This window comes from Ruminococcus sp. AF31-8BH (genome assembly GCF_003460605.1).
In the GTDB taxonomy this organism is placed as follows: Bacteria; Bacillota; Clostridia; order Lachnospirales; family Lachnospiraceae; genus Blautia_A; species Blautia_A acetigignens.
In genome coordinates this window covers 244,924-257,834 of the sequence record NZ_QTVN01000003.1, presented here as the reverse complement: position 1 = coordinate 257,834, position 12,911 = coordinate 244,924, and the positions used below count along the sequence as shown (strand labels likewise).

The window sequence follows — 12,911 nt, the reverse complement described above, 5'->3', positions numbered from 1 at the left end:
AAAGTTTCAGACAGGAGGAAAAATGGGATATACAGATAACATGTCTCCGGAAATGAAGCAGCGCATTGTGCAGGAGCTTGTACCAGGCAAGCAGATTTCCCTGGCACATATCATTGCCAATCCGGATAAGATTCTTTACACCAAATTAGGACTTGACCCGTCTCTGGATTATTCAAGGGCAGCCATTGGAATTATGACTGTCAGCCCTGCAGAGACAGCCATTATTATGGCAGACATTGCCATGAAGTCATCCGGCATTGAGCTGGGCTTTGTAGACCGCTTCAGCGGAAGCCTGATCATCACAGGCACTGTATCTGAGGTGGAAGCTTCCACAAGCGCCATTCTGGACTATGTGGGAAACAAGCTGGGCTTTACCTTATGCCCGATCACAAGGACCTGATATAATATGAAGAAACTGGTTCTCATCGGCCGCAGCGAAGCTGGCAAAACAACCCTGACCCAGGCTTTGCGCGGAGAAAAAATACACTATCACAAAACACAATATGTAAATAATTTTGATGTAATCGTAGACACGCCAGGAGAGTATGCCCAGACCCAAGGGCTTGGACACGCCCTGGCGTTGTATACATATGAATCCGATGTTGTGGGACTTCTGGTATCAGCTATCGAGCCGTACTGCCTGTTTCCCCCATGCATCACCTGCATGGCCAACCGCGAGGTGATCGGCATTGTCACCAAGATCCATAATCCCCAGGCCAATGTGAAGCTGGCAACCTCCTGGCTGCAGCTGGCCGGCTGCAAAAAGATCTTTTATGTGGATTCCAAGCAGCAGGAAGGCATCCCGGAAATCCTGGAATATCTCCGGGAAGAGGGAGATGTAATGCCCTGGGAAGAGGCTCCTGGAAAGCCAAAGGCGGACCTGGATGAGCCTGAGGATACTTCTGCAGAACCATCCGGGAAAAGCACAGAAGAAAGCAAAGAAAACAAACCTTGAGAATGTGGGAAAAATATCAAAACCACGTAAAACAACATAGCAATTCTCCAAAGATTCCACACAAAACAACATAAAACAACGGAAAAACCTTGACTTATGATGTGGAATGGTGTAAACTTACAACATAACCATAAAAGTAACAGGCTGACTATGTCCAGCCATGATAAGTTACCCGGTGCGGTACTATAAAATACATAATCCACCGCACCTGAATGTGCTTAAGGAGGAAAAAAGCATGGTAAACGAATACGAAATCAAAAAACAGATTTGCGACATCGGAAGAAGAATCTATAACCGCAACATGGTTGCAGCAAATGATGGCAACATCTCTGTAAAGCTTAACGACAATGAGTTCCTTTGCACACCTACTGGTGTATCCAAAGGCTTCATGACTCCAGAGTTCATCTGTAAAGTTGATGCAAAAGGAAATGTTATCCAGGCTAACCCAGGATTCAAACCATCATCTGAGATCAAGATGCATATGAGAGTATATGAGAAGAGACCGGATGTAGGATCTGTTGTACATGCTCATCCAATTTATGCAACATCCTTCGCTATCGCAGGAATCCCGCTTACACAGCCGATCATGCCAGAGGCAGTTATCGCTCTTGGATGCGTTCCGATCGCTGAGTACGGTACACCTTCTACAATGGAGATTCCGGATAACCTTGAGAAATACCTTCCATACTTCGATGCAGTTCTTCTTGAGAACCACGGAGCTCTTACATGGAGCACAGATCTGAACGCTGCATACATGAAGATGGAATCCGTAGAGTTCTACGCACAGCTTCTGTATCAGAGCAAACTTCTTGGCGGCCCGAAGGAATTCGATAAAGAGAACATCAAGAAACTTTATGAGATCCGTCGTAAATTCGGTATGCCTGGAAAACATCCTGCAAACCTCTGTCAGAACAAAGACGGCCTGAACTGCCACAACTGCGGCGGCGCTTGCCACAACGAGGACTACAAACAGTTCCCAGGATATCAGTATGATTTCGTTGGCGGAAGCGATGCTCCGACAGCAGACACAGCTAACAACGCTAATGCAGATGCAGAGTTAGTAGCTAAGATCACAAAACAGGTTATGGCACAGTTAGGCCTGAAATAATCTGAAAAATAAGAAATGCGGCTGCCCGGAGTGGTACCAGGCGGCTGCGTGAAACCTTTAAGGAGGAACAATCTCATGCCAATTAGCGAGAGCATGGTACAGGACATTGTACAGGAAGTTATGGCGAAAATGCAGATTGCAGAAGCTCCGGCCGGTAAACATGGAATTTTCAAAGATATGAACGAGGCTATCGAGGCAGCGAAAGCTTCCCAGAAAATCGTTCGGAAAATGTCCTTGGACCAGAGAGAAAAAATTATTACCTGCATTCGTAGAAAAACAAAAGAAAATGCAGAAATCCTTGCACGTATGGGGGTTGATGAGACCGGAATGGGAAATGTTGGGGACAAGATCCTCAAACATCATCTGGTAGCAGATAAGACACCAGGTACAGAAGATCTCAGCACTACAGCATGGTCAGGCGACAGAGGACTTACTCTGATCGAGATGGGACCATTCGGTGTGATCGGAGCAATCACTCCATGTACCAACCCAAGTGAGACCATTCTGTGTAATACGATCGGCATGCTGGCAGGCGGAAATACAGTTGTATTCAACCCGCATCCGGCAGCAATCAAGACCTCTATTTATGCGATCAACCTTCTGAACGAGGCTTCCCTGGAAGCCGGCGGACCGGACAATATCGCAGTAACAGTAGAGAAACCTACATTAGAGACAAGCAATATCATGATGAAACATAAAGATATCCCGCTGATCGCAGCAACAGGCGGCCCTGGCGTAGTTACCGCAGTTCTTTCCTCTGGAAAACGTGGAATCGGCGCCGGCGCAGGAAACCCACCTGCAGTTGTAGATGAGACAGCTGACATCAGAAAAGCTGCTCAGGATATCGTAAACGGCTGTACATTCGATAACAACCTTCCTTGTATCGCAGAGAAGGAGATCGTTGCAGTTGCTTCTATTACAGATGAGCTGATGCATTATCTGGTAAGCGAGAATGACTGCTATCTTGCTTCTAAGGAAGAACAGGACAAACTTGTTGAGACTGTTCTTGCAGGCGGCAAGCTGAATCGTAAATGCGTAGGACGTGATGCGAAGACATTACTTTCCATGATCGGAGTAAATGCTCCTGCAAACATCCGCTGCATCGTATTCGAAGGACCGAAGGAACATCCGCTTATTGCTACAGAGCTTATGATGCCAATCCTTGGCGTTGTGAGAGCAAAAGATTTTGATGATGCAGTAGAGCAGGCCGTATGGCTTGAGCATGGCAACCGCCACTCTGCACACATTCATTCCAAGAACATTGATAATATCACCAAATATGCGAAAGCAATCGACACCGCAATCCTGGTTAAGAATGCACCTTCTTATGCAGCACTTGGATTCGGCGGAGAAGGCTACTGTACCTTCACAATCGCAAGCCGTACAGGTGAGGGACTTACAAGCGCAAGCACATTCACCAAGAGAAGACGCTGCGTAATGGCAGACAGCCTTTGCATTCGCTGACAGGAGGAAACATAAAAATGGATATGAATAACGTAAATATTGAAGAAATCGTAAAACAGGTTCTTGCTGGAATGGCTGGAACTGCTCCGGCAGCTTCTGCACCAGCAGCTGCCCCGGCACCGGCTGCAACACCGGCAGGCGCTATCCCGAAAACTGCACATGTTGCAGTTCTTACTGAGAAAGAGCATTTTGATATCAAAGAGTACCCGATTCCACCAGTTGGTGACGACGATATCCTTGTTAAAGTAGAAGGCTGCGGCGTTTGCGGTACAGATGCTCACGAATTCAAGAGAGACCCATTTAACCTGATCCCGGTTGCACTTGGACATGAAGGAACTGGTGAGATCGTTGCTATGGGTAAGAACGTTAAGACAGATACAGCTGGAAAACCGGTTAAGATCGGTGATAAAGTTGTTACCTGCATGATCTTCAAGGATGATCCGGAGATCACAATGTTCGACCTGAACAAGAAGAACGTTGGCGGAGCTGATGTATACGGACTTCTTCCAGATGATGATGTACATCTGAACGGATGGTTCTCCGATTATATCTTTATCCGCGGCGGAAACTTCGGAAGCACATTCTTCAACGTAAGCGATCTTGACCTGGATTCCCGTATCCTGATCGAGCCATGTGCAGTACTTGTACATGCAGTTGAGAGAGCAAAAACAACTGGTATCCTTCGTTTCAACAGCAGAGTTGTTGTACAGGGATGCGGACCGATCGGTCTGATCTGCATCGCAGTTCTTCGTACCATGGGTATCGAGAACATCTGCGCAGTAGACGGAAACCAGCAGCGTCTTGATTTCGCTAAGAGAATGGGCGCTACCATGAGTGTAAACTTCATGGAGCACAAAGGAATTGAAGCACTTGCTGAGGCAGTAAAAGAGCAGTTCGGCGGACATCTTGCAGACTTTGCATTCCAGTGCACAGGATCACCTGTTGCTCATGCAAACATCTACAAATTCATCCGTAACGGCGGCGGTCTCTGCGAGCTTGGATTCTTTATCAACGGCGGAGATGCTACAATCAACCCGCACTTTGATATCTGCTCCAAAGAGATCACAATCGTAGGATCCTGGGTATACACCTTAAGAGATTACGTTACAACATTTGACTTCCTTAAGAGAGCAAACGCAATCGGACTTCCAATGTCTGAGCTGATCACAGACAAGTATCCGCTTGAGGAGATCAATGAAGCATTAAAGAAGAACCTTGCTATGACCGGTCTTAAGATCGCAGTCGTAAATAAATAATAGCCGGATAAAGGAGAATCAAGATGGCAGAAGCTGTAGGAATCTTGGAGGTGTTCGGACTGGCAACAGCATTTGTGGCGGCCGACGCCGGCTGTAAGGCAGCAAATGTCCATCTGGAGGTTTTTGATAAAAATAAACCTGCAAATGCGGACAGTCTGCCGGTACCGCTCCTTGTCTGCATCAAGTTCCGCGGAAGCGTATCTGATGTAACAGAAGCTGTGGAAGCGGGAATCAGAGTGGCAGAGAGTATGACTGGTGTGGTACAGCACTATGTAATACCCAATCCGGAAACCGGTACAGAAAAAATGCTGAAAATCAGCGCACTGGATAAGGAATAGTTATTGCGAACCAGTGAAGAAACATCTATAATAAAAATGAACAGTCATGCGGAGCATGACAGGTACCTCACAGCAAGTGCGCTGGAGCGTACTTGAATAGTTGAGATAAATCAGGAGGAATTCATCATGGCACAGGAAGCTTTAGGAATGGTAGAGACCAGAGGACTTACAGCTGCAATCGAGGCAGCAGATGCAATGACAAAAGCAGCAGAGGTTTCACTGGTTGGTACAGAGAAAATCGGATCCGGTCTTGTAACTGTTATGGTTCGCGGCGATGTTGGAGCTGTTAAGGCAGCAGTTGAGAGTGGAAGCGCAGCAGCATCCAGACTTGGAGAGCTTGTAGCTACACACGTAATTCCAAGACCTCATACAGATGTGGAGAAAATCCTTCCAAGCATCTAATGAACTAAAAGGAGTTCGCTCATGAGTAAATCATATGGTTTTATTGAAATCACAGGTGTTGTAGCGGCTATGGATGCCTTGGACATCATGTGTAAAACGGCAGACGTTGAGCTGGCGTCATGGGAGCGTAAGCTGGGCGGACGACTGGTGACCATTATTGTACAAGGCGATGTGGCAGCTGTTACAGAAGCCGTGGAAGCGGCAGCAACACATGCCATCAAGAAACCGGCAAGCTATGCAGTAATTGCCAATCCCCATGAGGAAATCGTCAAAATGGTGGAGTTAAGCGCAAGTCGATGGAGAAAGAAAAAGGGGGATGAATAATGGCTGACGAAGAAAAGAAAGAGACAGCGAAAAAAACAGCCCCTAAAAAGGCAGCCGCTCCGAGAAGAACGGCCAGAACAACAAAAGCAAAAGCCGCAGAGGTAAAAGCGGAAGAAGCCAAAACCACTGCAGCAGATGAAAAGATTACAGAAACCAAACATATAGAAGCTGAGAAACCAGCAATTCATAAGGAGGAAAAAATCATGACACAGGAAGCTTTAGGAATGGTAGAAACCAGAGGACTTACAGCAGCTATCGAGGCAGCTGACCAGATGTGCAAAGCAGCTAACGTTGCATTAGTTGGAACAGAGAAGATCGGATCCGGTCTTGTAACTGTTATGGTTCGCGGAGATGTTGGAGCAGTTAAATCTGCAGTAGAGAGCGGAAGCGCAGCAGCATCCAGACTTGGAGAGCTTGTAGCTACACACGTAATTCCAAGACCTCATACAGACGTTGAGAAAATTCTTCCAGTTCTTAAATAATCCACGCCTAGATTATTAGATAATCCAGGAAGAAAGCAGGTGTACTTTTGGAAACCAATAATGTTGAGCTGATCACCAGAATGGTGCTGGACGCTCTTAACAAAAAGGAAGAAAAAGGCAATGGCTTCATGGTGCCGATCGGAGTTTCCGCAAGACATATCCACCTGACACAGGAACATGTAGAGGCTTTATTCGGACCAGGATATCAGCTTACTAAGAAGAAAGAGCTGATGGGCGGACAGTTTGCTTCCAATGAGACAGTTACCATCGTTGGACTTAAGCTGCGCGCAATCGAGAATGTACGTATTCTCGGACCGGTCCGCAAGGCTTCCCAGGTTGAAGTATCAGCTACAGACGCAATCAAGCTTGGCATGAAAGTGCCGGTTCGTGAGTCTGGAGATGTTAAGGGAAGTGCTCCTATTGCAATTGTCGGACCGAAAGGTGCAATTTATCTGAAAGAGGGATGTATCGTAGCAATGCGCCACATCCACATGTCCCCGAAGGATGCCCAGGCAGCCGGAGTGAAGGATGGAGATATTGTTTCCGTTAAGGCAGACAATGAGAGAGGAACCATTTTTAATCAGGTGAAGATCCGTGTAGACGACAGCTTTACACTGGAAATGCACATTGATACAGACGAAGCAAATGCAGCAAAAATTGCCACAGGCAATACAGTTACAATTATAAAGTAATGCAGTCGGGGATTTTTCCCTCATTACGAAAATAAAGATGTTCAGCCATGCGGGATCTGGCAGTACAGATTCTGCATGGCTGTGCTGACATAAATTTGGAGGTTCACATGATAGTTGGCAAGGTAGTAGGAAGCGTTGTTTCCACAAGAAAAAACGAAAAGCTTATCGGCAATAAGTTTATGATCGTGGAACCGGTTCATCACATGAAAGGTGACCTCAGCCAGATTGTTGCAATCGATATTATCGGTGCAGGAATCGGAGAATATGTATTGGTGGCACAAGGAAGCGCGGCAAGAATTGGCTGCGGCGTAGAAACAGCACCGGTAGATGCCGCCATTGTAGGTATCGTTGATGACGGTGCAGGATTGGAGTAACGCCATGGATATCAAAGAATTACAGAATATTATACAGGAGAATGGTGTAGTTGGTGCCGGCGGTGCAGGATTCCCTACATACATGAAGCTGACAGACAAAGCTAATACCATTCTTATGAACTGTGCAGAGTGCGAACCTTTACTGAAATTACACAGACAGTTATTAGAGAAGCACGCTTACGAAATTATGAAAACTTTCCATATGGTTCAGGAGACCGTTGGTGCTGCTGAGTCCATTATTGGAATTAAGAAATCCTATGTTCAGACAGTAAATGCTCTGAAACAGCATATCGAGGAGTTCCCGGGAATGCGCATCCACCTTCTGGATGAGGTATATCCTATGGGAGACGAGGTTGTACTGATCTACGAGGCAACTGGTAGAGTTGTAAGACCTGGCGGACTTCCTATTGAGCAGGGAGTTGCAGTATTCAACGTAGAGACACTGTACAACATTTATCAGGCAGTAGAGAAAAAAGAGCCAGTAACATCCAAATATGTATCTGTTGTAGCTGAGGTAAATCATCCGGTCACTGTAAGAGTACCTCTTGGATGTACCATGGATGATGTAGTAGCCCAGGCTGGCGGAACTACTGTAAAAGACCCGGTTTACTTTGTTGGTGGACCGATGATGGGAAGAATCGGAAAAGGTTCTGACCCTGTAACGAAGACAACAAATGCGATTCTGGTTCTGCCAAAAGACCATTTAATCGTACAGAAGAAGATGCGGACTTCTTCCATAGATTTGAAACGCGCAGCATCTATCTGCTGCCAGTGCAATACCTGTACAGACCTTTGCCCACGTAACAATCTGGGACATCCGATTGATCCGGCACGTTTCATGCGTGCAGCATCCAATCATGATTTCAGAGACATGAATCCATACATCAATGCAAGCTTCTGCAGCTCCTGCGGTGTTTGTGAAATGTATGCATGTCCGCAGAGTCTTGCTCCAAGAACACTTCTTGCAGATATGAAGGGCGGACTTCGTCAGGCAGGTATTCGTCCTCCTCAGGGAGTACAGCCAGTACCGGTTAAGGAATCCAGAGAATACCGCAAGGTTCCGGAAGAGCGCCTGATGGCACGTCTTGGTCTTACCAAATATGATAAGGACGCACCAATGGACGAGACACTGGTTGAGATTCCGAAGGTAAAAATTCTTTTGAGCCAGCATATCGGAGCACCTGCAAAGGCAATTGTCAAGGTTGGAGATCAGGTGACAAGAGGTCAGATGATCGCAGAACCTGCCCAGGGCTTAAGTGTTGGCATCCATGCAACCATCTCCGGTAAAGTTACCGAAGTGACAGATCGCTGGATCGTAGTTGCAAAGAATTAGAAAGGACGTGCAGAAAATGAGTAAAGCAATCGGAATGATTGAATTCAAAACTACAGCTACCGGCGTTACTGCAGCAGATGCAATGGTTAAGACATCTGATGTAGAAATCGTTGAGGCGCAGACCGTGTGTCCGGGTAAATATATTGCAATTATTACCGGTGATCTCAGTGCGGTAAAAGCTGCCGTTGATACAGCTGTAACAACATACGAGGACAAGTGCATTGACAGTTTCGTACTGGGCAATCCACATGAGTCCCTTTTCCCGGCAATTTATGGAACTACTCAGGTTGAGGAGATCAGTGCACTGGGAATTCTTGAAACATATGATGCAGCTTCCATTATTGAAGCTGCAGACCAGGCTGCAAAGACTGCAATCGTTGATCTTATTGAGCTTCGTATTGCAAAAGGTATGTGCGGAAAATCTTACATGATGATCACTGGTGAGGTTTCTGCAGTATCTGCATCTATTGACAGAGCCAAAGAGCTGGTTGCGGCAAAAGGCATGTATCTGGATTCATCTGTTATCGCACATCCGGATAGGAGAATGATCGACAGCCTTCTGTAAGCTTCTGGTCTAAAAAAATAAGCGCGGAGGAGACCTTATGCTTGCATTAGAGAGACGAAATCTGATTCTGGAAAAACTACAGGATGAAAAACGTGTAGTTGTAAGTGAGCTTAGTCAGATGTACGGGGTTTCTGAGGAGACCATCCGGCGAGATCTGGATAAGCTGGAAAAAGAAGGTCTTGCAATCAAAAGCTACGGCGGTGCTGTGATCAATGAAGATGTGAGCATTGACCTGCCCTTTAATGTGCGCAAGAACCAGAATGTAGTGGGAAAACAGAAGATGGCGGAAATTGTAGCCTCTCTTGTGCATGACGGGGAACATCTGCTTCTGGATGCCAGCACCACTGCGGTGTTCGTGGCGAAAGCACTGAAAGAAAAAGAGCGCCTGACTGTGATCACCAATTCCATGGAGATCCTTCTGGAACTGGCTGATGTGTCAGGCTGGAATATTATTTCCACAGGCGGGATGATGAAGGAAGGCTACCTGGCTTTCCTTGGTTCCCGCACAGAAGAAGTCATTCGCTCTTATTTTGCTGATACCGTTATTTTCTCCTGCAAGGCTCTTGATGAGAAGCTTGGAGTAATGGAATCTCAGGAGGCTTTCGGAACTGCGAAGAAAGCTATGCTGGATTCCGGACGTAAGAAAATCCTGGTTGTGGACAATACAAAATTTGACCAGACCGCGTTTTCCGTAGCAGGAAAATTGCGGGACATTGATATCATCGTGACAGATGAAAAGCCTTCCGACAAATGGCTGCAGCTGTTTGAAGAGGTGGGCGTGGAGTGCAGATATCCGTAAGCTGTCCGATAAAGGAGCATTGAATTATGAAAACTTTTGAAATGAAAACAGTCATCCATTTTGGTGACAATTCCCTGGATAGACTGGCAGAACTGCCATACAAAAAAGTTCTGGTGATCACAGATCCATTCATCGCAAAAGGGGAAATGATCAATCTGATCACAGAGCCTCTGAAACGCGGTGGTAAGGAGTTTGAAGTATTCAGTGATGTTGTGCCGGATGCACCGGTAGGAAAAATTGCAGTAGGTGTAAAGAAGTTCCTGGAGTATCAGCCAGAGGTTGTAGTAGCTGTTGGAGGCGGCTCTGCAATTGACTCTTCCAAGGCAATCCGTGAGTTTGCCCTGAAGATCAACAATTACGGCAAGGTAGGTCTTATTGCAATTCCTACCACAAGTGGTACAGGATCTGAGGTTACCTCTTTTGCAGTTGTAAACGATACAGAAAATCATGTGAAATATCCGCTGATCTCAGACAGCCTGACTGCTGATGAGGCAATTTTGGATGCAGAGCTTGTAAAGAGTGTTCCGCCTTCCATTACAGCGGATACAGGTATGGATGTACTGACTCATGCCATTGAGTCTTATGTAAGTATCAATCACAATGAATTTTCATCTGCTCTTGCAGAAAAGTCAATTGAAATCTGCGGAGTCTTTCTGTTAAGAGCTTACCTTGACGGCAGCGATATGCATGCCCGTCAGAAAATGCATGTAGCTTCCTGTCTTGCTGGACTTTCCTTTAATGCAGCAGGACTTGGAATTACACACAGTATGGCACATCAGCTTGGAGCTGTGTTCCACATTCCTCACGGCCGTGCCAATGCCATGCTTCTTCCTCATATTGTTGAGTTTAATGCAGACATTAACAAACACAGCAAGAGCCAGAAAGAATATCTTCCGGCAGTGAAGAGATATGCAAATATTGCTCATATTCTGGGTCTTAGCAATTACAACAAAGTAATGTCCGTCAGATCTCTTGTAAACTGGATCCAGTTCATGCAGAAGGAAATGAATATTCCGCTTACCATTCAGGAACTTGGAACCATTTCTCCTGATGAATATTTTGGAGCTATCGACAAGATGGCAGACGCAGCACTTGCAGACGCCTGCACACCTGCGAACCCGAGAGTTCCTACCAAGGAAGATATCGTAAAGATTTACAAGAAACTGTGGTCATTCTAAAAGCGGTATCGCCACAGGCGGTATTTTGATGAATGCAATGGGCTTAAGGCAGATACTTAACGGGTCTGTCTTAAGCCAGTTTATCAATTACACAGTGAGAAGCCTACCAGTATAGTGAACATCAGGCAACAGCTTAGGTTGTCTTATTTTCAGTGTACTGGTAACAAAAAGACCGGGAGAGTGCCATATGAGTATTTATACAAAAAATGGAGACAAGGGAACCACCAATCTTGTCCATACCAAAAATGTTTCCAAATCGGATGACCGAATCCAGTTGGAGGGAACCATAGATGAGCTGACCAGCCATATCGGTGTGGTGAAAACCATGATAAGCGACGGGGATACTATCCGTTTCCTGGAGAAGATTCAGGAAAATCTTGTCAAAGTAACGGCAGGAGTGGCAGATCCTTATAACAGAGAATATAAGATCAACGATGATAAGACGGAACTTTTGGAGGAAGAAATTGACCGTCTGGAAGGTTTGTTTCATTGTCCGAAGGATTCCGTTCTTCCGGGAGCCTGTCCTTTGTCTGCCCAGATTGATGTGACCCGTTCTGTTGCAAGAAGGGCTGAGCGCGCACTTGCAGCAGTAAGCGTAAAGTTCGGTACGGATTCCGGCAGTAAGAAATATATGAACCGTCTGGCTGACTATCTGTATGTGCTGGCAAGGTATGCCGATGCCAGTATGTCTGGGAAGGGATTATCTGGCGCAGCTGATCATGAGGCGCCAGGTACGCCCCTGTCTTCGAAAGAGAAGGCACAGCCGTCCGGCGGCGTTTCTTCTGATTCTGTAGATGAAGCCGTGATCCAGGCAGTTTTAAGACGTCTTGGTGTTTCCGGCAGAATTACACTGGACGGAGCCAAGAAGCTGATCGAGAAGATTGAGCAGGAAGCACTTCGCCGGGGCAAACGTGCAGTGATCGCAGTCTGTGGACCAGACGGAAATCCCATTGCAGTTCATGTAATGGACGGAGCATTTCTGGTAAGCTTTGATGTAGCACTTAAGAAAGCCTATACCTCCGTGGCAGTGAAGATGTCCACCATGGAGCTTTCCGCCCTTGCCCAGCCAGGAGGAACTTTTTACGGCGTAGATAAGATGGATGGAGGCAAGATTGTGATCTTTGGCGGCGGCGTCCCGCTGAAATCCGGAGATACCATTATCGGAGGACTTGGCATCAGCGGCGGCACAGGTGAAGAAGACCACAGCCTTGCAGAATACGGACTGTCTGTACTGCCTGAGATTCTGGGCTGAAGCTTATAGATGGATGATAGAATTGAGAATGGGAAGACCCTGCTTTTCTCTTTTATAAGAGCGTAAGCAGGGTCTTTTTATGGGGTTATTAATTATTATGGAAAAGAGGGCTTATTTTTTCAGGAAGGAAAAAAGACCCTTCTTTTTCTCGTAAGGGGATTTGGAGATGGAAAGCAGCTGATAACCGGTCTTATCGATGGTTTCCTTCAGCTTCTTCTCATCAAGATCTTTCTCAGTGAGGATGATGGTTTCTCCCTTTGCCTGGGAAGAGGTAACCTTTTTTACGGAAAAAGCATTTCGAATGCTTTCATTTACGTGAGATTCACACATTCCGCACATCATTCCGTCTATTTTTAAAGTATATTGCTGCATAATCGTTGTTCTCCATT

The 12,911-nt window shown here is 46.2% G+C and carries 17 protein-coding genes; 16 read left to right on the top strand and 1 reads right to left on the bottom strand.

Features of this window, described 5'->3' with window-relative positions:
- The first annotated feature begins 22 nt into the window (after nt 1-22).
- The 16 genes from DWZ38_RS05490 (at nt 23) to DWZ38_RS05415 (ending at nt 12,522) form a co-directional block, all read left to right on the top strand.
- Nucleotides 23-400: a BMC domain-containing protein gene (locus tag DWZ38_RS05490; protein ID WP_021924989.1), complete on the top strand. Its 378-nt coding sequence runs from the start codon at nt 23-25 to the stop codon at nt 398-400.
- Nucleotides 401-406: 6 nt separating this feature from the next.
- Entirely contained in the window at nt 407-955 is a 549-nt protein-coding gene (locus tag DWZ38_RS05485) for a EutP/PduV family microcompartment system protein (protein ID WP_117850765.1), read from the top strand.
- Nucleotides 956-1,190: 235 nt separating this feature from the next.
- A complete protein-coding gene (locus tag DWZ38_RS05480; protein ID WP_117850762.1) occupies nt 1,191-2,063 on the top strand; it encodes a class II aldolase/adducin family protein in 873 nt (290 codons plus the stop codon).
- A gap of 75 nt (nt 2,064-2,138) precedes the next feature.
- The gene (locus DWZ38_RS05475) at nt 2,139-3,527 is read left to right on the top strand and encodes an aldehyde dehydrogenase family protein (RefSeq protein WP_117850760.1); all 1,389 of its coding nucleotides are present in this window, start codon (nt 2,139-2,141) and stop codon (nt 3,525-3,527) included.
- Between the two features lie 17 nt (nt 3,528-3,544).
- Complete coding sequence (locus tag DWZ38_RS05470) at nt 3,545-4,783, top strand: zinc-binding dehydrogenase (protein WP_117850757.1); 1,239 nt, start codon at nt 3,545-3,547, stop codon at nt 4,781-4,783.
- Nucleotides 4,784-4,806: 23 nt separating this feature from the next.
- Nucleotides 4,807-5,121, top strand: coding sequence for a BMC domain-containing protein (locus DWZ38_RS05465; protein WP_117850755.1), 315 nt, complete (start codon nt 4,807-4,809; stop codon nt 5,119-5,121).
- A 126-nt stretch (nt 5,122-5,247) separates the two neighbouring features.
- Complete coding sequence (locus tag DWZ38_RS05460; protein ID WP_117850752.1) at nt 5,248-5,523, top strand: BMC domain-containing protein; 276 nt, start codon at nt 5,248-5,250, stop codon at nt 5,521-5,523.
- Nucleotides 5,524-5,544: 21 nt separating this feature from the next.
- Nucleotides 5,545-5,847: a BMC domain-containing protein gene (locus DWZ38_RS05455; RefSeq protein WP_117850750.1), complete on the top strand. Its 303-nt coding sequence runs from the start codon at nt 5,545-5,547 to the stop codon at nt 5,845-5,847.
- A 203-nt stretch (nt 5,848-6,050) separates the two neighbouring features.
- Nucleotides 6,051-6,329, top strand: a complete 279-nt coding sequence (locus DWZ38_RS05450) for a BMC domain-containing protein (protein WP_005427721.1) — start codon at nt 6,051-6,053, stop codon at nt 6,327-6,329.
- 47 nt (nt 6,330-6,376) lie between these two features.
- Nucleotides 6,377-7,021 carry a phosphate propanoyltransferase gene (locus DWZ38_RS05445; protein ID WP_117850748.1) on the top strand — a complete coding sequence of 215 codons (645 nt, stop codon included), beginning with the start codon at nt 6,377-6,379 and terminating at the stop codon, nt 7,019-7,021.
- Between the two features lie 107 nt (nt 7,022-7,128).
- Nucleotides 7,129-7,395, top strand: coding sequence for a EutN/CcmL family microcompartment protein (locus DWZ38_RS05440; protein ID WP_117850917.1), 267 nt, complete (start codon nt 7,129-7,131; stop codon nt 7,393-7,395).
- Between the two features lie 4 nt (nt 7,396-7,399).
- Nucleotides 7,400-8,728 carry a 4Fe-4S dicluster domain-containing protein gene (locus DWZ38_RS05435; RefSeq protein ID WP_117850744.1) on the top strand — a complete coding sequence of 443 codons (1,329 nt, stop codon included), beginning with the start codon at nt 7,400-7,402 and terminating at the stop codon, nt 8,726-8,728.
- Nucleotides 8,729-8,744: 16 nt separating this feature from the next.
- Nucleotides 8,745-9,293, top strand: coding sequence for a BMC domain-containing protein (locus DWZ38_RS05430; protein ID WP_117850741.1), 549 nt, complete (start codon nt 8,745-8,747; stop codon nt 9,291-9,293).
- A 37-nt stretch (nt 9,294-9,330) separates the two neighbouring features.
- Entirely contained in the window at nt 9,331-10,092 is a 762-nt protein-coding gene (locus DWZ38_RS05425; protein WP_021924669.1) for a DeoR/GlpR family DNA-binding transcription regulator, read from the top strand.
- A 26-nt stretch (nt 10,093-10,118) separates the two neighbouring features.
- Nucleotides 10,119-11,270: a 1-propanol dehydrogenase PduQ gene (locus tag DWZ38_RS05420; protein WP_117850739.1), complete on the top strand. Its 1,152-nt coding sequence runs from the start codon at nt 10,119-10,121 to the stop codon at nt 11,268-11,270.
- Nucleotides 11,271-11,457: 187 nt separating this feature from the next.
- On the top strand, nt 11,458-12,522 hold the full coding sequence (locus tag DWZ38_RS05415) for a cob(I)yrinic acid a,c-diamide adenosyltransferase (RefSeq protein ID WP_117850736.1): 1,065 nt from the start codon (nt 11,458-11,460) through the stop codon (nt 12,520-12,522).
- Nucleotides 12,523-12,633: 111 nt separating this feature from the next.
- Here DWZ38_RS05415 and DWZ38_RS05410 read toward each other — a convergent pair whose 3' ends face one another.
- Entirely contained in the window at nt 12,634-12,894 is a 261-nt protein-coding gene (locus DWZ38_RS05410) for a heavy metal-associated domain-containing protein (protein ID WP_021924666.1), read from the bottom strand.
- Nucleotides 12,895-12,911: the final 17 nt, after the last annotated feature.

Excerpts from the sequence above, each read along its gene's own strand:
- DWZ38_RS05475 (WP_117850760.1), top strand. The coding sequence starts at position 2,139 with ATGCCAATTAGCGAGAGCATGGTACAGGACATTGTACAGGAAGTTATG.
- DWZ38_RS05460 (WP_117850752.1), top strand. The coding sequence starts at position 5,248 with ATGGCACAGGAAGCTTTAGGAATGGTAGAGACCAGAGGACTTACAGCT.
- DWZ38_RS05440 (WP_117850917.1), top strand. The coding sequence starts at position 7,129 with ATGATAGTTGGCAAGGTAGTAGGAAGCGTTGTTTCCACAAGAAAAAAC.
- DWZ38_RS05480 (WP_117850762.1), top strand. The coding sequence starts at position 1,191 with ATGGTAAACGAATACGAAATCAAAAAACAGATTTGCGACATCGGAAGA.
- DWZ38_RS05455 (WP_117850750.1), top strand. The coding sequence starts at position 5,545 with ATGAGTAAATCATATGGTTTTATTGAAATCACAGGTGTTGTAGCGGCT.
- DWZ38_RS05485 (WP_117850765.1), top strand. The coding sequence starts at position 407 with ATGAAGAAACTGGTTCTCATCGGCCGCAGCGAAGCTGGCAAAACAACC.
- DWZ38_RS05415 (WP_117850736.1), top strand. The coding sequence starts at position 11,458 with ATGAGTATTTATACAAAAAATGGAGACAAGGGAACCACCAATCTTGTC.
- DWZ38_RS05450 (WP_005427721.1), top strand. The coding sequence starts at position 6,051 with ATGACACAGGAAGCTTTAGGAATGGTAGAAACCAGAGGACTTACAGCA.
- DWZ38_RS05435 (WP_117850744.1), top strand. The coding sequence starts at position 7,400 with ATGGATATCAAAGAATTACAGAATATTATACAGGAGAATGGTGTAGTT.
- DWZ38_RS05410 (WP_021924666.1), bottom strand. The coding sequence starts at position 12,894 with ATGCAGCAATATACTTTAAAAATAGACGGAATGATGTGCGGAATGTGT.
- DWZ38_RS05430 (WP_117850741.1), top strand. The coding sequence starts at position 8,745 with ATGAGTAAAGCAATCGGAATGATTGAATTCAAAACTACAGCTACCGGC.
- DWZ38_RS05470 (WP_117850757.1), top strand. The coding sequence starts at position 3,545 with ATGGATATGAATAACGTAAATATTGAAGAAATCGTAAAACAGGTTCTT.
- DWZ38_RS05465 (WP_117850755.1), top strand. The coding sequence starts at position 4,807 with ATGGCAGAAGCTGTAGGAATCTTGGAGGTGTTCGGACTGGCAACAGCA.
- DWZ38_RS05420 (WP_117850739.1), top strand. The coding sequence starts at position 10,119 with ATGAAAACTTTTGAAATGAAAACAGTCATCCATTTTGGTGACAATTCC.
- DWZ38_RS05490 (WP_021924989.1), top strand. The coding sequence starts at position 23 with ATGGGATATACAGATAACATGTCTCCGGAAATGAAGCAGCGCATTGTG.
- DWZ38_RS05425 (WP_021924669.1), top strand. The coding sequence starts at position 9,331 with ATGCTTGCATTAGAGAGACGAAATCTGATTCTGGAAAAACTACAGGAT.